We start from the raw sequence: 21505 nt of genomic DNA on the forward strand, positions 1-21505 counted from the left end.
TGTCTTTGTCTTTGTCTTTGTCTTTGTCTTTGTCTTTGTCTTTTTCTATATTTTTCTCCTTATTTCCTTTGTCCTCTTTATCCTTTTTGTTTTCTTTATCCTTCTTCTGCCCGTTATCTATCTTTTTACTTGGTTTCTTTTTCTTCTTTTCAACCAATGGTAAATTAAAGTCCTTGTTAGGCAATTCACTCATGGATTTATTCACTATTTGTTGGAAGATAGTTGTGACTGTGACACCACTAGTTGCTGTCAAGTAATGGTCTTGATCAGTTTTATCATACCCTAACCAAATTGCACCAACGATGTCTGGCGTATATCCAACAAACCAGTGATCCTTTGAACCAGCTACACCCGGGAAAGGTAGTTGTGTCGTACCGGTTTTTCCAGCTACGTCTATTCCGGTTATCTGTGCATTTTTAGCTGTTCCGTTTTCCACAACATCTTTTAGCATATACGTCATCTTTTGAGCAACTTCCGGTTCTGTAACTCGGTCAGATTTCCCACTCCAACTTCCAACTATTTTTCCTTCAGCATCCTTTATTTCTGAAATGGCATGAGCTTGCATCATTATTCCATCGTTAGGAAATGCGGAAAAAGCCTGGGCCATTAACAAGGGTGACGTTCCACGGTGTAGGCCCCCTAGTGCTAGTCCGAGATTATGATCTTCTTTTTCTAAAGGAATACCAAACCGTTCAACTGCACTAAAACCCTCTTCAACGCCCATTTCATTTAATAGCCAAACTGCGGGTATATTATAAGAATTAATAAGTGCATCATACATTGTGACTTGTCCACGGTATTGTTTATCAATATTTTGCGGTTGATAGCCGTCTATATTGATTGGTTCATCAACCAGCATATCCCCAAAGTCATAACCCTGCTCCAATGCAGATGTGTAAACAGCGAGTGGTTTTAATGCTGATCCGGGTTGCCTTATTAAATTTGTCGCATTATTAAATCGTTTGTAAGTATATTCTCCTCTTCCTCCAACTAACGCGCTAATCCCACCTGTTTTAGGATTAATAAATACGGATCCACTTTGAATCAGTTGATCAGGCTTGCTATCTGGAAAATTGTTTTCATTCTGAAATACTTCTTCCGTAGCGTCCTGAATAATAGGATTCAGTTCCGTATAAATGTGAAGCCCCCCAGACAGCACTTCATTCTCAGTTAACTTGTACTTATCTACTGCTTCCTGGATTAGATAATCAACATAATATGGATAATTCCCTTTATAATCTACCGTCTCTTTATCCGTTAATACAATGGGTTGATCTAGGTTTTTTTCAAAATCCTTTTGACTGATGTATCCTTCGCTCTTCATTAATGACAGCACGATATTTCTTCGATCAACCGCTTTTTCCATGCTTTTATAAGGCGATAAGTTAGATGGGGCTTTGACTATGCCCGCTAGTGTAGCTGATTCGTTTAATGTTAGTTCACTAACATCTTTACCAAAATAGACTTGCGACGCTCGCTGAATTCCCCATGCGCCTTCGCCAAAATAAATTCGATTTAGATAGCGTTCCATGATTTCATCTTTTGAGTACTTTCTCTCAATTTTCTTAGTAAATATAAGTTCTTTGAATTTACGTGTATAAGTGCGTTCCGCTGTTAGAAATACATTTTTCGAAAGTTGTTGCGTAATTGTACTACCACCAGAAACGACTTTACCTGAAACTAGATTTTGCATGAATGCTTTGGTAATGCCAAAGTAATTAATACCGTTATGCTTATAAAAATGTTGGTCTTCTGTAGCGACAAAAGCTTCAATGAGTTCTTTTGGAATTTGGTCCAGACTAACTCCTTCAATTTTGGAGTTAGAAACTTTACTTGCTACCTCGCCATTTATATCATAAATAAATGTAGGTCTTGGTTCAACAATATCCAATTTACTTACATCGCTAAACGATATTAAAATAGTAAGTACCAATAGACCAAACAAGATAACGCCTATAGAGACTACTAATAGTCTACTAATGAGTTTTTTTGATTTAAACCATTCTTTCATGCCGCTTAATCGTGTCTGTTTTTTCCTACGTTCCATTCTACTCAAACCAATACCACCTTCTATATTGTTGCAAAAAAATCATGAAGCCATAAATTACACAGACTTCTTGACAATGCATACCTGGTATCCAACACTAAACTAAAGCCAATACAATATCAATAGTGTCAATGTCGCATTCGGTGCTGCTTACAGATGCCCTTGTCCATGCGTGTGCTTGAAAACAATAAATACGATCCAACCTTACAATTGGCTTTTAGATAATGTATTCCATGTTGACCCAAAAAAGACAGAACAATATTAATCTTCAGATTGCAATGAGTGTAGGGACAGAAAATTCTGTTACACTTGTTAATATATACAAAAAGAGAACTATATTTCTCTAAATAGGTATACAGCCGTATGAGTTTGAATAATTAATAGAAGTTATTGCTATTGATTTATTTGACAATCCACTTATTCCTAATCGGAATCGGATTCATTGGCGACCCAGCGAGTGCACATCGTATTAATACAATTATTCAAAACCGAAAACGGAGGGATTTCATGAATAAAATCATCGAAGTGAGTGGGCTGTCAAAATCATTTGGGAAATTGGAAGCTGTGAAGGATATCAACTTTCACGTTGAAGAAGGTGCTTTGTTTTCATTTTTAGGTGCAAATGGCGCAGGTAAATCAACGACCATATCCATTTTATTAACGCTATTGAAACAAGATACAGGCGAGGTGAAAGTAAAAGGATACACCTTAGGAAAACAAGACGATAAAATTCGGCAGGAAATTGGCGTCGTCTTCCAAGACAGCATATTGGATCCTTTGTTAACAGTCGAAGAAAATTTACAAGTTCGAGCATCTTTTTATGGAATGTCGAAGGAGGAAAAGAATAAGGCAATTCAACGAGTAACGGCTATTACAGATTTACATTCATTTATTAAACGTCCTTACGGAAAACTATCGGGCGGTGAAAAAAGAAGAACTGATATTGCTCGGGCACTCATACATACGCCCTCGATTTTAATATTAGATGAACCGACAACCGGCCTCGATGCCGGGAGCCGAAAAAATATTTGGAACACGATTTTACAACTTCAAAAAGAAACAAAAATGACTGTTTTTCTAACGACGCATTATATCGAGGAAGCGGCCAATTCTGATTATGTGGTTGTGATGAAAGCGGGAGAAATCATTGCAAAAGGAACACCTGAACAACTAAAAAACGACTATGCATCTGATCTCTTAGTCATCACAGCAGTCGATGAGAGAGCGATGAGGAGCTTATTATCCGAAGCTGAAATTGAATATAAAGTAGATAAATCACTATTCTATGTTCCGCTACAAGAAACAAAATCGGCAGTTCCAATACTAGTGAAACATGCAGATTATATCTCTTCTTTCGAAGTCCGAAAATCAAGCCTAGATGACGTGTTCATCGCAATTAACGGAAAGGACGTGAACAGCGATGATGGCATTCACTAAAAGGAATATTTTATTATACTTCCGTGACAAAACAACAATCTTCTTTTCATTTCTTTCAGTTATTATACTCATCGCTTTGTATGTTCTTTTTCTAGGAGATTTAACGTCAAAAGGACTTCCTGACTTCCCTTCAAAAAAATTATTACTCGCCTCCTGGTTCATTGCAGGAATTCTCGCGATTACTTCGATGACGACTACTTTAGGGTCATTCGGTATTCTAGTAGAGGATCGGACACATAAAAGGTTTATGGATTTTTATGCCTCCCCTATTTCTCGTGCTAAATTAGTTGGCGGCTATATATTAAGTGCATTATTTATTGGGTTTATCATGTGTATATTTACATTAATCGTTGCAAACGTCTTTCTTTTACTATCTGGCGAGGGACTGTTGGCTTTTGACAAGACAGTCTTATTGGTTGGTGTCATACTATTAGCAGTTGTCTCAAGTGGCTCAATGGTTCTGTTTGTTGTCTCATTTTTCAAAACAACAAATGCTTTTGCCGCCGCAAGCACAGTCATTGGCACGCTGCTCGGTTTTTTGGCAGGCATCTATATTCCAATCGGCACGTTACCCGACTACCTTCAAACAATCGTAAAATTATTCCCTGTTTCCCATTCTGCCTCGCTGTTTAGACAACTTTTAATGGAAAATTCATTGGTCGAGGCTTTTGCAAATGCACCTCCTGGATTAAAGGAAGATTTCTTATCCAATATGGGCGTCGTTTATGAAATGAATGGCCAAACAATAACGAAATTGATAAGCGTACTCTATTTAATAGGTACAACGATTGTCTTTTTCATCCTTTCACTTATCGTTATGAATAGAAAAGAGAGAAGTTAATCCATCACATTCAATAAGTGCTTGGAAATAACGATAGCCCCTGACTGAATCGTCAGGGGATACTGAGTAATTATTTTCACGATTATAGACCAACTAAACAGTTTGGTTAGTAGGTAAATTCAGCTTAGACGTACGGTGTCTGGGCTGGGTGATAATGATTCGTCTGTTTCATCAAGTGGATTACCATACTTTTCACATACAAATCCATCCGGAGTATATACCCAATCCTGATTTACACTCGTTGACAAATATTTGTCATCGTAGTTTGATTCAATCTCGGCTTGAGGATATTTTGGTATAATCCATAATTTCATTAACACGTAATAGATAACGAAACCTAGCGGAAGCCCGACAAGATATGCTATTGACAAAAATTTAATTGCGATAGCACTCGCTACTACCCATGCAATTAGACCAGCAGGATTATACCCTTTCATATAGCGAAACTGCCCATCTTTTTTATATAAATCTGGTATATTGACTCTTCTACGCCGGATTAAGAAGTAATCACATATCATAATCCCCCCTATTGCCGATAGCGCTCCGCCATAGAAACCGAGAAATACGTATAAATGTTCCAATATCAACCATGGCATAGTAGCAGTGCCAACAATCCCCGCTAAAACGACACCCATTTTATAACTTATTTTAGGTGCAAGCGCATTTACAAATGCAAGGGTAGCCGGAATTAAGTTTGCAGCATTATTTGTAGACCATTGAGCAATTATAACTAATCCTAATAATGCGATTAGAATTAAACCGCTTTGGTTTTCTTGAATAATCGTAATTGGATTCCAATTACCAGTCGCAATAAAGGCAACTGCTCCAATAAACGCCATAAACGTTGAAAGGATAGGTAATGCAATAATCTGAGCAGCGAAAATGTTTTTATTCCGTTTAAAGAATTTTTTGTTTCCTGAATTAACTTTGATAAAACGTGAGATATTGGGAACATCGACTGCTAATGCTGCCCAAAGAGATAGATTGGCCATGAAGATTAAAAGTAAGGAAGTATTCCCCTCACCCACAAATGTCCAAATATTGTGGCCACCCATTTGAGCTAGACCATCCAAATAAAAATACATCCAAACCGATATACCAATTAATATGGGTGCAGCCAAACTAGCAAACTTTTCTACAGCCTTAATACCTAACATCGTATTAATTACTTGTACTGCAGCAAATAAAACATACCAAATGATCCAATTATCATATCCTGTCAGATATTGAAAGATACCATTTAGAGCAAGGGCTCCTAGGTACGTTTGAATTCCAAACCATGCTGCTGCAACAATTCCTCGAGATACCCCCGGAAAATGGGTACCATATATTCCAAATGGTGCGCGAAGAAAGACTGCAAAAGAAAGGCCATGTTCTGTTCCAATATCCGCTGACAATAACATGACAATACCAATCGTAAAATAGGCAAGTAAAATAGTTAGCATACTAATGATGATTGAATGTGAATTAACAGCATCCCCGCCAAATTGGTAAGCAACAATCATAACAACGATACCGACCCAAATGAAAAAGTAGCCTAACATACCAACTGTACGCCTATTATTTGTTATAGGAAGGATGGACTCTTCTATTAAATGGTTACTTTCGTTATTTTTGCTCATTAATCGTTAGCCCTCCTGGTATTGGATACTTTTATAGAAGCTAAATGGCGGTTTTAGGTATTTTGCATTCTAGATGTCTAGTTCAGATCAACTTTCTTTTGAAAATCCCCTTAATTTATAATGCTTCAAAGAATGGATGATTTTTTAGCAATCACCCTTCCTTTGAAGCATCTTTATCAACATGAAAATTTAGTGAGTATATAACTCTACTTTACCTCTTTGTGCTCGCAGTTTTTTTCTAATTTCTATTGAGCCTTCTACATCGAGTTTTCTATTATTAATGATGACCCCGTAATCCCTTAGAGCCGTTTCTGCCGAGACATAATCATCCAATACATCTTCATATACTTGTTCTGCTGGCCTGTCTAGAGGATCACCATAGCCGCCAGAGGATGGGACCGAAACCATAATCGACTCTCCTGCTTTAAGCGTATAGCCGTTTAATTTGGAACTAAGATGTTCTGGATTTGTATCTGGATTCTTAATGAGGCTTGCGCTAGTGCCCGGCAATCCTCCTTTGAATCCCCATGGACGTACAGTATGTTTATCCCCCTCCATTGTCATAAATCCATCAGTTAACATACGATTTTTACGGACAATTCCAAGACCTCCACGCCAGCGACCCGCACCGCCCGTATCTTCACGCAATTCATATCTATCACAAACCATTGGTACATGCATGTCGAGATCCTCTATCGGGTTGTTACGGGTGTTCCATGAGCTGAAATCCATTGCATCCATTCCATCTTGTCCTGGACGACCGCCATAGGAACCTTCGTTAACTTCAATATATACCCAGTAGTCGCTATTCTTATCTAGGCCTGCATAGGAAGCAAATTGGATATTGGCTGAGCTGCCTGCACATGTTTGTTCCGGCAGTACTGGTGCTAACGCTTTGATGATCAAGTCCGCAACTGTATTTACCTGATTCGCTCGACTAAATGTAGCAGCTGGTTTAATCGGATTAAATATACAACCTTCTCGAGCTGTTACTGTAATCGGACGGAAAGTTCCATGATTGGGTGGGATGAATTCTTCATGTACAGCAGTGTCTAAAAATATGGAACGCAACACACTGTAAACGCTTACACAAAGGGCACCTGAATACGACGCATTGAATGCCGTAGGTGTCTGATCCGCCGAGCCGGATACATCCACTTCTAATTCGTCCCCTTCGATATTTATTTGTACATGTACTCTTAGTCGTTTGTCCAAATTACGACCGTCGTCATCTAACCATGATTCTGCTTCATATGTCCCATCTGGAACCTTTGCAATCTGTTGCCTCATCACACGCTCTGAATAGTCCATAAGCTCTTCTGAGGCCTGTAGCACTGTATCTTTTCCGTATTTATCCATCAATTCAACGAAACGTTTAACACCGAGACGGCAACCAGCTACTTGAGCTTCTAAATCACCTAGTACCTCTCGAGGTGTCCGCACATTTTGACGCACAATCTCGGCTACTGTCTCATTTCGCACTCCTTTTTCATAGTACTTAATGCCATTCATGATCAATCCCTCAGCATATATATCAGGAACGTCAACCATTAATCCAGGTTGTGCCCCGCCGATATCCAGATGATGTGCTGAAGTTCCTGCATATCCAACTATCTCGCCATCATAAAATATCGGTTGACAAAGGGCGATATCCGGTGAGTGTGAAGCACCAGCATATGGATCGTTATTCCAAATAATATCGCCAGGATTTATATTATCTCCCAAGACACTTTGAAATCCTTTGATATACCCCGGTAAACATCCTAGTTGCATTGGTGTTGAATCAGCTTCAGCGATTGTATGGCCAAACTTATTAAATACACCCGCTCCTAAATCTTCTGATTCACGAATAAGCGAGGAGTATGCCATCCGTTCAATTACATGGGCCATTTCTTTCGCAATTGTATGAAGTGCACCGCCAATAATTTGCAGTGTTACAGGATCCATTTTTCCCCTGGTTTCATTTATCAACGTCATGTCATTACTCTCCCCTTTATATACCAATTTTTTCTAGCTGATGTTCTTTTTCTACTGTTATATTTTTAGCTGCTACTAAAAGTGTACCGTAAATTGAAACAGTAGCTTCCCAGTTTGGTGGAATTAATGTTGTAGAATCGCGTTGCACGACAACTGCTGGTCCGCTTACTAAGTCAAAGGCTAGTAACTTGTCTCGTTTGAATCGTGGTGTTGGTATGCGCTTTATTTCCCCATCTATTTCAAAAACAGTATCACGTACGTATGCGATGGCCTCTTCAGGGTTATCCCTATTTCCTTTTTCCAATTTAGGCAATTCCATAGGTGGTATATTACCAGTTCCAATGACACGTAAAGTTATAATCTGTACATGCGTATCTGGGAAATGATGTCCATATTCTTGTTCATGTACCATATGGAAGTTCTTATGAATTTCTTTCATTGAATCTTCTGTCAGTTCACCTTCTGGTAGCGGAACGCGTAATTCTATTCCCTGACCAACATAACGACATTCTGCAATTTTTTCAATACCAATAAACTCTGATTCAATGCCATCCTTTTTTAATTGCGTTTTAGCTTGATTCACTAGTCCATTAAAATCTACATTGATTTTAGCAATGAGCTCTTCAGTAATGTCCTCTGAACTCGCTACACGTGATTTTATGAAATCATATTTAAGGTTTCCTACCAACAGACCTATCGCTGCGGCGACTCCCGGATAAGTTGGAACAACAACTGATTTGGAATCGACCGTGTCAGCCAACTCAACGGCATGTAATGGACCTGCCCCGCCAGCAGCAAACAAAGAATACTCTCTAGGGTCTGTCCCTTTTTTAACAGAGCTTGCACGGATTGATAATGCCATATGGCTATTGATAATCTTAAGTACGCCTAGAGCAGCTTCTTCTGTGCTCATATTCAGCTGTTTGGCAAGTCTTTCCATCGCCTCGAAACTAAGCTGTGGATCTATATCGAGTTCCCCACCGAGAAATTGTTCTTTATCAAGTCTACCTAACACAATGTTAGCGTCAGTTACACAGGGATCTTGACCGCCTTGGTTGTAACAAGCTGGACCTGGATTTGCACCCGCGCTTTTTGGCCCTACTCTGAAAGCGCCGCCAGCGTCAACGTATGCGATTGACCCACCGCCAGCACCTATTGTTTCTACATCAACCATTGGAGTGAGCACTGGTGAACTATTAACAGTAGCATCAAGAGAGTTGACAAGCTTAGCTACTCTATTTGGAATGACTGATATGTCAGCAGAAGTCCCACCAATATCTACACTAATCAAGTTATCGATATTATCTAATTCTCCCCATCTGACTGCGGCTAAGACACCTCCAGCTGGTCCTGATTTCAGTAAAGTGACAGGTGTTGCAGTTGCCATCTCAACGGATGCCATTCCTCCAGATGATTGCATAATGTGTAATTTCCCCTTGCTACCAATACTTTCTAGTGAATTTACCAAATGGTCTACATAACGACTTACCTTAGGCGCTACATAAGCATTCATGGCTGTCGTACTAAACCGTTCATATTCTCTAATTTGCGGGACTACTTCACTAGATGTAAAGCACTGCACTTCTGGCCATAATTCATTTACAATTTCTTTTGCTCTTCGTTCATGAACGTCATTAATGAACGAGAACATGAAACAAACAATTACAACGTCAACATCTGACTCTTTTAGTTGTTGAACAGCCAAACGCACATCTTCTTCATTTAAAGCTGTCGTAATTTCGCCATTTGGAGCAGATAATTTCTCTGTAATTGGAAGCCTATTGCGACGCTTTACCAATGGTTCTGATTGCCATGGTAAATCTTGTTGAATCGAAAAATTTTCAACCTTTTTGTGACGTGCAATGTGTAAAATATCCCTGTAGTTTCTTGTGGTTAACATGCCTACAGTCGCTCCGTCTCGTTCAATTGTAATATTTGTAGCAACTGTCGTTCCATGCAGAATATAATCTACATCGGAAAGTGGTATATCTGCATTTTCACATATTTCTTTAATGCCTTTAACTACCCCAATCGATTGATCTTCAATTGTACTTGGTACCTTATGGACAGTGAATGTATTTGTTTCTTCACTTATTATTATTAGATCGGTAAATGTGCCCCCAACATCAACTGCAAGTTTAGCCTTAGCCATTATGTGCACCCCTTTTTTGAGTAGAATCAAAATTGAATTATTCCATTATTTTTTTCAAGCCATGAAAAGTACGAACAAAAATTCTTCTTTAATTCAATTGCAGAATAAAAGGTAGAAATCTACGAAGCTAGTCCTATCCATAAAAACAAGTTTGGGTTGAGTCGGTTTCAAGTACCTGACTCTGCTTCTTACGTTTAGTTGGCATACCTTCTTTCCCATTCGCGTATATTTGATCCTTCATTAATGATATTCGATTTTACGACACCAATTCCTGCACGTTTATTTTTTTCACTTCTAGTAGTTACAAAATTTACGCAATTATAAAAAAAGAAAAGTGCCTTCTTCAAATCCGAATTTATGAGAATAATTTCTCAACCTTTCACAGACCAGAAGAATGCACTTCAATAACACAAGGACACAAATTATTGAACTATCTTTCTTGAATCTTAGACTTTTTGCGAGATTACATCATTGACGGTTCTTAACCAACTTCTTCAAATCCACACCATTCAAGGATGTTTAGGACGTTAATTTCAACACATTGAAGCCACTCTTCCAGGTTTAACCATTCATCAGCACCATGTAAATTACCGCCAGTTGGACCGTAAATGATTGTCGGAATATCCAAGTGTAGAATAGATAAGCGAATATCACTAAATGTAGGCATTCCTAGAATCTCAGTGTCTTTCCCAGTAACTTTGTCAATATTTGACTTAGACAATGTTACAAGAGGATGATCTGGACTAATTTCTGCTGCACTTGTTTGCCATTCCCAACTAATTACAGGTGGATGTTCAGTTAGCCATTCATCATTAGCTGCAACTTTATTAATCGCTGCTACAATTTGCGCTTTTACATCTTCTAGTTCCTCATTTGGTGGATAACCAATTGTTCCCGTTAGTTCACATTCGGCTGGAACTTTATATGCCCAATCACCAGCACTTATAATTGCTGGCGTTAAGTTAGTTGAACGAACTGGCATATTGGAAGCTTCAAAATATCTTTCAAAAGGTGCGTATTTAATCGTTTTAGCCCGTTCCTCATCTAACTCTATTAACGCTTCATATATTTTGATAGCCTTACCAATCGCATTTACACCAATTTGTCCATTCAAATTATGTGCAGCAAGCCCTTTGACTTTGACTTTAAAAATAAGTCCTCCAGCACAGGCAATCTGAGGTGCTAAGCCCGGAGTCAGTGGGTGTGGATAAATACAAGCATCTGCCTTAAATCCTTCCTCTTGCAATCGTTGAGTCATTGCAACGGCACCTGCAGCGCCTCCGACTTCCTCATCTACAACAGATATTGCCGTAATGTCTGCATTGGGTTTTAAACCTAAGTTATGAATAATTTCTAATGCCGCAAGGATAGATCCAAAACCACCTTTGTTGTCAGCGGTTCCTCGTCCATACATGATGCCCTTATCAATTACCCCCTCAAGTGGCGGATAACTCCAATGAACAGGATCTCCTACAGGAACAGTGTCTACGTGAGTAAACATTAATAACGATTTCCCTTTACCACCCGAACCAGCCCATTTTCCAACCACATTTGGTCGACCTTTAAAGCCAACCTTCCGCTCAACTTCTGACTCTGTGTATTCCGGGTGATTTCGAACCGAATCATCTGCTTCGAACGTATCAACATCAAGGCCAAGGCCAACCATTATCTTGCGAATATGTTCCTGAACAGGACCTTCATATCCTGATTCACTTGGGATTTGAATTAATGTCTGGAGATCGGACACTAGCTTTTCCCGATTTTCTTTTAAATAAGTACTAACTCTTTCTTTTACATCGCTAGATATCGCTGTTGTCATTTGAACATTCCTCCACTACTTTAATTTCAAAAACAGAAATCATGTATATGTTCCACCCGAATATACATTTAATTCTGAATCTTTGATACAATTAGCTTATAATAGAAGAATGCAAATGTCTAATACTCATTTTAGTAGACTTTAATACTTTAAAAATATCAAGGGGGAATATATACTTATGGAATTACGTCATTTGAGATATTTTATTGCTGTAGCAGAAGAACTTCATTTCGGAAGAGCGGCTAACCGCCTTCAAATTTCACAGCCCCCCTTAAGTCAACAAATTAAACAACTTGAAACTGAATTAGGTGTATTGCTTTTTTCAAGAACGAGACAGCGTGTAGATTTAACCACAGCCGGGAAGTCTTTTCTTATGAATGCCTATAAAATTACGAATCTTACCGTTCAAGCTTGTGAAGAAGCAAAAAGAGTAGATCGAGGTGAATCTGGGCAATTAATATTAGCCTTTACAGGAGCAATTGCCTTTGAACTACTCCCAAAAATTCTTAGAGGGTATAAAGAAAAATATCCGAATATAGATGTCATTTTAAAACAAATGACAACAGCAGAACAACTATTATCTTTTCAAAATAAAACGATTCATGTTGGTTTAGTCGTCATGCCAGTAACTAGCAAATCAGTAAACATCGAACTATTGCATGAAGAGCCATTTATTGTGGTATTACCGAAAACACACCATTTAGCTCAGCAAAAAGGAGAAATCAATTTAGCTAACCTTAGTAATGAACAATTCATTATGACTCCTAGAAATTCAGGTGAAGGTTATTATGATTCTATTATAAATCTTTGTCAGACTGCGGGCTTTAGTCCAAAGAAAACGCAAGAAGCAGAAGAATTGCATACTGTTGTCTCCCTCGTCGCTTCGGGGATGGGGATTGCCATCTTGCCTTCATCCATTCAATTTGTAAAAAACGATGATATTGTCTATATTCCAGTAAAGCATGATTTTCCGACATACAATACTGGCGTAGCTTGGAGTAAAACGGAAATTTCTCCAGTTATGCATTCCTTTATTTCATTTCTAAGAGAATCAATTATTCCCGATTTAGCTAGTGGAAATGGTCAGAAAGTATAACTTTAAAATGTTTTTTGTTATTCATTGTAGGTGAGTTATCTATTATGAAAATGATAAGTTCCTATATAAGCAACACATTTTTTCAGAAAAAATATGGTATAGGGGTTACTAATTAAAACCCATATACCATACTTTTGTGCCAAAATTTAACCTACTAGAACGTTTCGAAAGTTACTCAATTGGTCAAAGAGCTAGTGCAATGCAAAAATCCATCGCCACACTTATCATTTTGAAGCTGAAACAGTTTTATTCTTGTTCTCTTTACTATTCTGTAACTTTAGAAGGTCTAAGAAATGATCGTCTCGTGTATGAATGGCTTTTTCACCATGATCATCATAGTTGTAAAAACCTTTATTTGTTCGAATGCCATGTTGATTATTTTCTACCATTTCTGTTAAGAAGGAAGGCACTTCTCTTGTATTCGATAAGTCTTCCATAATATTTCCAACCATTGCCTTTGTTGTTTGGAGACCAGCTAAATCTTGACTCTCCATTGGACCACAGAAAGCCCATTTAAAGCCCATGCTTCCTTTCATGGCGATGTCGATATCTTCAGCTGTAGCGACACCCATTTCCATTAAGTGGAACGCCTCGCGAAGCATAGCTACTTGAACACGGTTGACGATAAAACCTGGAATCTCTTTTTTTAGCACGACTGGAGATTTTCCGATTTCCTTCATTAAATCGTAAGTTGTGTTTATAATGTTTTCATCAGTCTTCTCGAATTTGACGATTTCCACAATTGGTACAAGTTGTGGCGGGTTAAAGAAGTGCGTAATGATAAATCTTTCCGGATGCTTTGCTCTTTGCGTTAAATCTTTCAATGGAAAAGTAGAAGTATTAGACGAAATAATCGTTTTATCAGAGACAACGCTCTCAATAATTTCATAAATATCTAGCTTGTTTTCGAGAACCTCCGGAATGGATTCAAGAATGAAGTCAGCTTCCTTAATTGCTTCAAGCACATCTGTTGTATAGGTGACACGGGCTAATGCCTGTTCCATTTCATTATTGGTCAGCATGTCTTTTTCGACCATAATTTCCAAACTGTTTGTCATGAGTTCTCGTGCTTTTTCCAGGGATGTCTCGCGTCGAGCTTGTATATGTACATGCATGCCTGCTAGTGCAAATAATTGAGCAGCACCATGCCCCATAATTCCTGCTCCTAGTACCGTTATGTTTTTCATTTGAATACCCCATTTCCTCTGTATTTTTTTTATTCATTACATCGTAACGCCCGTTCATCTACCTTTATTAGTAAAGCAGGTTTGGAGTCTCAAACCTGCTCGTCTTAATTAAGTAGCTATAGGTTATTCCGTAATCGAACTTGCCTGCACGTCAAGAACAGGCACCTTTTTAGGTTTTCTATCTATCAAGAAAACGGCCAATGCTGCAATAACGCCCGGTAATGCAAAGACCATAAAATTGAATTGTAGAGATAAAGTTGAAGCCAGTAAAAAACCTCCAAGCAGAGGACCTACGATTCCCCCGATACGTCCAATTCCTAAAGCCCAACCTAAGCCCGTAGAACGAATGGAAGAAGGATAGTACTGAGAAACATAGGAATTGGCAAGGTTTTGAGAACCGATCGTTGTCGCTCCTGCAATAGCGACCAATACGTATAAAAGGAGCATATTACTTGTAAATCCTAAACTCATAATCGTAATCGCTGCAACAATATAGAACATAATAAGCGCTTTTTTAACGCCCCAAAGATCAGCTAACCAGCCCATCATAATGGCTCCAACTGTTGCTCCGACATTCAATGCAAGCAGAAAACTTAAACTAGATCCAAGTGGAAATCCTGCTTCATTCATTAATTTTGGCAACCACGTATTTAATCCGTATATCATGAGAAGTGACATGAAATAAGCTATCCAGAACATGACCGTCGAAGATGCCCTGCGTTCAGTGAATAATGATTTGACTGGTGAACCAGACATTTCACTACCGTTCATAACAAAGCGTTCACGTTTCTTTGGACTGTACAATGGATTGACTTTAATGAGTAATTCTTTCACCTGTTTGTATTCTTTCTTTTTCATATGTGATCCTACCGTGTCAGGTAGCGAACGTGCTAAAAACGGGAGAAGCAATAATGGCATAGCACCAAAGAAAAATACAGATTGCCATCCGAAGTACGGGATAATCACCATACTAAGCGTGGCAGCAATAACTCCTCCGATTGAAAAACCAGCCATTATGGTAGCAATCATACGACTCCGCGTTCCTTTTGGAGAATAATCACTTACGAGAGCGATGACATTCGGCATAACCCCACCTAATCCTAAACCTGTTATAAATCTGCAAAGTCCAAATATCTCGGGACTAGGAGCGAGTCCCGCAAATAGCATAAAGAGACTGAAAATAAAAGTACAGATTAAAATTACTTTTTTCCTACCAAATCTGTCTGCCATTGTTCCGAAAATTAATGCCCCTAACATCATCCCAATTAAAGCATAACTACCAATCATGCCTGTCTCAACTGCTGATATATTCCACTCATCCATTATGATTGGCACGACAGCCCCATAGACTGTCAAATCATAACCGTCAAACACCATGATCACCGCACCCCAAAAGAGCAGCATGCCGTGAAACTTATTAAATTTTGCCTTTTCAATGACTTCTTCAGCATTTGTAACTTGCATAATTTAGCTCCCTTCACTACAGTTTGTTTTTCACCCAGGTAGCTTTCTAGCTCCTCCGTTATCTACTAAAACAATATTCCTTGTTTCAATAGATAGGGAATTCTAAAAAAAGTCCACGTAAAGTGGACTTTTCGGCGTACACTAAGTATTACCACGCCTGACATTTCGCTTTACTTTACTCTATTTACAGATTTTTGGCTGGCTTATATATTTCAGGAGATATTTGTGTCGATTGTATCGAATTCTTCTTTTCACGTACTAAGGAAATAGCAATAGCGGCAATAATTCCCGGAATAGTCAATACCAAAAAGTTTTGTTGTAGCGGCAAATTAGCAGCCAATAGAATCCCTCCGAACATTGGGCCAACGATTCCACCTAATCTACCTACACCAGATGCCCATCCTATACCTGTTGATCGAATTTCAATTGGATAATATTGTGAAGCGTAAGAATATAGGATAATTTGTGTTCCGATCGTTGTAGCACCTGCGATTGCTACAAGAACATATAGCACAAATGCATTGGGCTGAGTTCCCATTAAAGTTAAAGAAACTACATTCAAGCTGAAATAGATGATCAACACTTTTTTAGTATCCCAACGGTCTGCCAGCCAACCGCCAATAAGCGACCCTAAAATACCACCTACATTTAACACTAAGAGAAACATTAAACTTGACCCTAAAGCATACCCTGCTTGGGACATTAACTTTGGTAGCCAGGTACTTAATCCATAAGTGATTAATAAGCATAAAAAAAAGTTTGTCCAAAATAATAAAGTACTCGAAGTCCGTCCATTTTCAAATAATTTTTTTACAGGAATACCTGTTCTAGAAGGAATCACCATTTCATACTTGTCATCATCCCGAGGCGTATAAGAAGGATCGAGTTTGGATAATAACTGGCCGACCTCTGTCTTTTTATTTTTGGCCACAAGAAACCCAAGTGACTCAGGTAGATACTTGTATATCAAAGGTATGGCAAGTATAGGCAAAGCACCGACTAAAAACATTGATTGCCAACCAAAATTGGGAATAAGGAAGATTCCTAGTCCTGATGCTAAAATCCCACCTACTCCATAGCCGCATAACATTAGCGTAACCAACGTATTTTTCATTTTTCTAGGTGCGTACTCGGTCATTAATGCTACTGTAACCGGGAACACCCCTCCTAATCCTAAACCTGAAACAAAACGATAGATTCCAAATTCCGTAGGGCTATTGGCAAATGCAATTAGACCCGTGAAAGAGGTGAAGAGAAGCATACAGAAAATTATAATCTTTTTACGTCCAATTTTATCAGCCAGTGGTGCAAAAATAAATGCTCCAAACATCATACCAATTAGAGCATAGCTTCCTATGGTACCTGCTTGAACGGATGTTAACGACCATTCATCCATTAATACAGATACAACAGCACCATAAACCACTAAATCAAATCCGTCACAGACAATGATAAAAGCACACCAAAACACAATAAGGGCGTGAAAACGGTTAAATTTTGAATTATCTACGGTACGGCTAACATCGATTGAACGCAGAATTTTTTCCTCCTCTATGAACGCTAATGTTATTCAGGTGCCTAATAAAGCATTGGAATTTATTTAGAAACAGCCATTTCATGCAAACCTAAAAATTTAAGCGCATTTTGCCCTAGAATTAGTTGAGCATCTTCCTCTGACAATGATGTCAATTCGTCAACAACTCTACCTGATGGCGCTTCACGTAGTAAGAACGGGTAATCTGATCCAGCAATGATTTGTTCCGGACCAAATCGTTCAATCATGTATTGAAGATTCCTAGGGTCGTAAACGAGAGAATCATAATATAATTTCTTTGCATAATGACTCGGTGGATGCACAGTATTTCTGATTTCCGGCCAAACTTCCCAAGCTTTGTCCATTCTAGGCAATAAATACGGTAAAGAACCGCCGCCATGCGCAAAACATATTTTCAAGTCAGGGAACTTGTCCATCATGCCACTCATAATTAAACTACCTGCTGCAAGTGCCGTTTCAGAAGGCATTCCAATACTATACATAAAGTTATGTCTCGGCATTCTCTCTCCGCCTAATGTCTTCCATGGGTGAACGAAAAGTGGAACATTCCATTTCTCCGCAGCTTCAAAAAATTTCTCCATGGAGCTGTCATCCAGATTTAGATCATTGACATTGGAGCCAATTTGAATCCCTTTTAACCCTAATTGATTTACCGCTCTATCCATTTCTGCAATCGCAATATCTATGTCCTGCAAAGGGACTGTACCCAAACCGATAAACCGATCAGGTGTCTCATTGACCACTGAAGCGATAAAGTCATTTTGTACCTTCGAAAGTTCTAAACCAGCTTCAGGGTCCGACCAATAAGCAAATGTGACAGGTATCGGAGATAAGACTTGAATATCGATGCCTTCTTTGTCCATATCCGCAAGGCGTTTTTCCACATCCCACGCCTGGTCCGTTATTTTCCGGAAGGATTTACCTTTAATCATAATCTCAGCACCACAATCGCATGTTCGATTCATCGTCGGCCAACGATCATCTCCGTACTTAGCTGCCATATCCGGGAAAAATTCCGGTATGATGTGTGTATGAAAATCAATACGTAAATTCTTTTTAGACAACAAAAACATCCCCTTTTCATTAAATCTTTATAAAAATGGAGTGAGGTAGACAAATAACTCCATCTACCTCACTCGCAAAACCCTATTTTTTTCTACAACTCAAGCTGATTGAATTACAGTAATTTTGTTCCGTACTTGAAGTAACTTTCTGGAGCAACGCTACCCCATAGATCAAGACCCAATAGTCCAACTTCTGGATTCCATTCGATTGGTTCCCAATCTGGTGCGAAGATCAAGAAGCCACCTGTCCAAATTTCTACACGGTTTCCAGAAGGTTCGATGACATAGATGAACTGTGCACCACTTGTACCATGTTTACCTGGGCCCCATTCGATTTTAATATCATTTTCAGCCATTAAGTTCGCTGCTCTGATAAGCTCGTCTGGTGAATCCAAATAGTAAGCCAAGTGATGGAAAAGTGCGCCATCCTGATTTGCATTACGCATTAAAGCAATTTCGTGTGCAACATTTGTACGGCTCAACCATGAACCGATACGAACATCCTCCTGATTTTGAACATAATAACGGTGGTGAATGCCTAGTAATTCACTCCACCATTTCTGCTCTTCTTCCACATTATTCACCATAAAGTTGACATGGTCAAAGCGGCGTGGTGATACCCCTTTACCTGTGTATTTACTAGGATGACTTGGTAGTTTCGAAGCAATCTCTGGATTACTCGTCCGGTCATACTTTTCTTTCTCCCAATACAATTCAACTGGTAAACCTGCAGGAGATCTAAATTGAATCGAATCTCCCTGTGCTTTTTTCTCTCCAGCTTCAATCCATTTGTGGTCTATGCCCATATCCTTGAATTGTCTTTCAAATGCTTTCAAAGCTTTTTCCGAACTTACGCGCCAGCCGACTTGTTTAACGCCAGATGTATCTGACTGTTTAAGGATAAGTGTATGATGATCGAAATCTTGCCAAGCTCTTAGATAGACTCTGTCGTCTTCAGTATCAGAAACATAAAGACCCATTACTTCTGTGAAAAACCACAATGATTTTTCTAAATCAGTCACGCCAATTTCTACGTGCCCAAGATGTGCAATACTTCTTGTGTACTGTTCTAATTCTTTCAATAGTGATTGTTCCTCAACAATTTTATCAGCTGATATACTCATAATTTAATTTCCCCTATCCAAAGTTTTATTTTTTTAATAAAAGAATACGCTCAATTTAGTAAGACTATATTTTATTTCGTTTGTTCCGAAATTGGTTTTCCGGATTTACCCCAATGCGTTTTAGGTATCTCTGTAACGAGTACTCTAATATTTTCTACTGGTGCATCCAATGTTTCAGAAACCGTTTGCGTAATATTTACAATCAATTCAGAAACTTTCTCTTTAGGTCTACCTTCTATAATACTTACCTGGATTAACGGCATACTTGATCACCTCTCTTGCTTTAGAATTTATTCGGTTACAGTAAATGATACTTCGCCAAGACCATCAAATTTGCCGCTCACTACATCGCCTTTTTCAAGTAACACTGCACCTGTGATTGCACCTGATAGAATGACGTCGCCCTTTCGAACTTTGTCACCTTTTTTAGCAAGCATATTGGCGAGCATTGCAATCGCATTCGCAGGATGACCGAGAACAGCCGCTCCAGCTCCAGACTCTTTCAATTCACCATTAATCGTTAATGTAGCGCCGACTAGATCCAGTTCGAATTGGTCTGGACTTTTCAATGTAGTACCAAACACGACTCTTGAAGTGGAAGCATTGTCTGCCACTACATCAGGCAATGTGAAATTGAAATTTTCATAACGGCTATCGATGATTTCAAGCGCTGGAACAACCAATTCGGTCTTCGCCAACACTTGAGCTCCTGTCACACCTGGTCCTACAATGTCTTCCCCAATTACAAATGCGATTTCCGCTTCCACTTTTGGATGGATCAAATCGCTAAGGGATACTTCCCCTCCGTTGTCGATCAACATATAATCGAAAACGTATCCATAAATTGGTTCATTGACATTCATTTGGTCCATTTTTGCTTTGCTCGTCAATCCCATTTTAGGGCCAACAATCTTACGGCCTTCAGCCAATTTCATTGAAACAAGCTCTTGTTGAACGAGATACCCTTCTTCAACCGTTAATTCGGGCCTCAATCGTGCTGTCACTTTTTCAATTTCACGCTTTTCTACTTCACCAGCAACCAAATAACTAGCAATTTCTTTCACTTTTGTCGCTTCCATTAAATAGCCCCCTTATACACCAATTGCGATTTTTTTCTTCGCTAGCTCGGCTGCCACATCCATGATCATGTCTTCTTGGCCGCCAACCACTTGTAACTTGCCCAATTCCACTAAAATTGACCGAGAATCAATACCGAACTTTTGTGCCGCCTTTTGTGCATGCAACAAGAAGCTTGAATAGACACCCGCATAACCAAGTACAAGACTATCTCTCGTAATTTCTTGTGGTTTTTCTAACATTGGTGCAATCAATTCTTCTGCGATATCCATCATCTTGAATACATCAATTCCTGTTTTAATGTTCATCTTTTCGAGAACAGCTACTGCGACTTCTGTTTGCGTATTGCCTGCTCCTGCTCCAAGACAACGAATACTGCCATCGATTCGCGTCGCACCTTCTTCAATTGCGACAAGTGTATTAGCCAACGCGAGTGACATATTATTATGGGCATGGAATCCGATATCTACAGACAAATTGGCTTTCAACGCGCGAATTCTTTCTCCTACTTGATGCGGTAAGAGTGCACCCGCCGAGTCAACAACGTAGATTGAATCCGCCCCATAGCTCTCCATTAATTTCGCTTGTTCCACGATTTTTTCGGGTGGAGCCATATGGGACATCATTAGAAATCCGACTGCTTCCATTCCGAGCTCTTTCGCTAACGCAATATGCTGATGCGATACATCGGCTTCTGTTACATGCGTTGCGATTCGTGCCATTTTTGCACCAAGTCCCGCCGCCTCTTTCAACTGAGGCATTGTACCAATTCCTGGTATGAGGAGCACTGCAATTTTAGCTTGCTCAACAACGGAGGCTGCTGCCTCGATCAGTTCCATTTCATCTGTCAAAGACAAACCAAATTGCAGTGAAGATCCACCAAGGCCATCCCCGTGCGAAACTTCGATATACGGCACATTCGCCCCATCCAAAGCTTTCGCGACATTCGTTACTTGTTCCACCGTAAATTGGTGACGGACGGCATGACTGCCATCCCTTAACGCTACTTCTGTAATCAATACATCCCGCGTTTCTGCCATTGT

The 21505-nt window shown here is 39.2% G+C and carries 16 protein-coding genes; 3 read left to right on the forward strand and 13 right to left on the reverse strand.

All coding sequences use genetic code 11. From position 1 onward, the window contains the following. Positions 1-2047 (reverse strand): transglycosylase domain-containing protein (locus AC25Y5_RS04265; RefSeq protein ID WP_488139552.1); only part of this gene is annotated, 2047 nt, incomplete at its 3' end. A gap of 396 nt (positions 2048-2443) precedes the next feature. On the opposite strand from AC25Y5_RS04265, the gene AC25Y5_RS04270 reads away from it, so the two are divergent. After that, positions 2444-3484 carry an ABC transporter ATP-binding protein gene (locus AC25Y5_RS04270; RefSeq protein ID WP_488139265.1) on the forward strand — a complete coding sequence of 347 codons (1041 nt, stop codon included), beginning with the start codon at positions 2444-2446 and terminating at the stop codon, positions 3482-3484. After that, positions 3468-4325, forward strand: coding sequence for an ABC transporter permease (locus tag AC25Y5_RS04275; protein WP_488139266.1), 858 nt, complete (start codon positions 3468-3470; stop codon positions 4323-4325). Before AC25Y5_RS04270 ends, AC25Y5_RS04275 begins: the two co-directional genes overlap by 17 nt. Positions 4326-4444: 119 nt before the next feature. Here AC25Y5_RS04275 and AC25Y5_RS04280 read toward each other — a convergent pair whose 3' ends face one another. The 4 genes from AC25Y5_RS04280 to AC25Y5_RS04295 form a co-directional block, all read right to left on the reverse strand. Further along, a complete protein-coding gene (locus AC25Y5_RS04280) occupies positions 4445-5947 on the reverse strand; it encodes an NCS1 family transporter (RefSeq protein WP_488139267.1) in 1503 nt (500 codons plus the stop codon). 189 nt (positions 5948-6136) lie between these two features. Beyond that, entirely contained in the window at positions 6137-7924 is a 1788-nt protein-coding gene (locus AC25Y5_RS04285) for a hydantoinase B/oxoprolinase family protein (RefSeq protein ID WP_488139268.1), read from the reverse strand. Positions 7925-7940: 16 nt separating this feature from the next. Further along, the gene (locus AC25Y5_RS04290; protein WP_488139269.1) at positions 7941-10076 is read right to left on the reverse strand and encodes a hydantoinase/oxoprolinase family protein; all 2136 of its coding nucleotides are present in this window, start codon (positions 10074-10076) and stop codon (positions 7941-7943) included. A gap of 481 nt (positions 10077-10557) precedes the next feature. Continuing rightward, complete coding sequence (locus AC25Y5_RS04295) at positions 10558-11895, reverse strand: ArgE/DapE family deacylase (RefSeq protein ID WP_488139270.1); 1338 nt, start codon at positions 11893-11895, stop codon at positions 10558-10560. 178 nt (positions 11896-12073) lie between these two features. Between AC25Y5_RS04295 and AC25Y5_RS04300 the strand changes: the two genes are divergently transcribed. Further along, complete coding sequence (locus AC25Y5_RS04300; protein WP_488139271.1) at positions 12074-12991, forward strand: LysR substrate-binding domain-containing protein; 918 nt, start codon at positions 12074-12076, stop codon at positions 12989-12991. Positions 12992-13215: 224 nt separating this feature from the next. Here AC25Y5_RS04300 and AC25Y5_RS04305 read toward each other — a convergent pair whose 3' ends face one another. The 8 genes from AC25Y5_RS04305 to dmpG all read right to left on the reverse strand — a co-directional run bounded on the left by AC25Y5_RS04305 (position 13216) and on the right by dmpG (position 21502). After that, positions 13216-14178, reverse strand: coding sequence for a 3-hydroxyacyl-CoA dehydrogenase family protein (locus AC25Y5_RS04305; RefSeq protein WP_488139272.1), 963 nt, complete (start codon positions 14176-14178; stop codon positions 13216-13218). 123 nt (positions 14179-14301) lie between these two features. Continuing rightward, the gene (locus tag AC25Y5_RS04310) at positions 14302-15642 is read right to left on the reverse strand and encodes an MFS transporter (RefSeq protein WP_488139273.1); all 1341 of its coding nucleotides are present in this window, start codon (positions 15640-15642) and stop codon (positions 14302-14304) included. A gap of 184 nt (positions 15643-15826) precedes the next feature. Then, positions 15827-17212, reverse strand: a complete 1386-nt coding sequence (locus tag AC25Y5_RS04315; protein WP_488139553.1) for an MFS transporter — start codon at positions 17210-17212, stop codon at positions 15827-15829. Positions 17213-17238: 26 nt separating this feature from the next. Beyond that, the gene (locus tag AC25Y5_RS04320; protein ID WP_482104012.1) at positions 17239-18261 is read right to left on the reverse strand and encodes an amidohydrolase family protein; all 1023 of its coding nucleotides are present in this window, start codon (positions 18259-18261) and stop codon (positions 17239-17241) included. 113 nt (positions 18262-18374) lie between these two features. Beyond that, positions 18375-19385, reverse strand: coding sequence for a VOC family protein (locus AC25Y5_RS04325; protein ID WP_488139274.1), 1011 nt, complete (start codon positions 19383-19385; stop codon positions 18375-18377). A 71-nt stretch (positions 19386-19456) separates the two neighbouring features. Next, positions 19457-19648, reverse strand: coding sequence for a 4-oxalocrotonate tautomerase (locus AC25Y5_RS04330; protein WP_488139275.1), 192 nt, complete (start codon positions 19646-19648; stop codon positions 19457-19459). A 27-nt stretch (positions 19649-19675) separates the two neighbouring features. After that, positions 19676-20464: a 2-keto-4-pentenoate hydratase gene (locus AC25Y5_RS04335; protein ID WP_488139276.1), complete on the reverse strand. Its 789-nt coding sequence runs from the start codon at positions 20462-20464 to the stop codon at positions 19676-19678. Positions 20465-20476: 12 nt separating this feature from the next. Continuing rightward, the gene (gene dmpG / locus AC25Y5_RS04340) at positions 20477-21502 is read right to left on the reverse strand and encodes a 4-hydroxy-2-oxovalerate aldolase (protein ID WP_482104008.1); all 1026 of its coding nucleotides are present in this window, start codon (positions 21500-21502) and stop codon (positions 20477-20479) included. Between the last annotated feature and the right edge of the window lie 3 nt (positions 21503-21505).

The organism is Sporosarcina sp. Y1011, assembly GCF_057669885.1.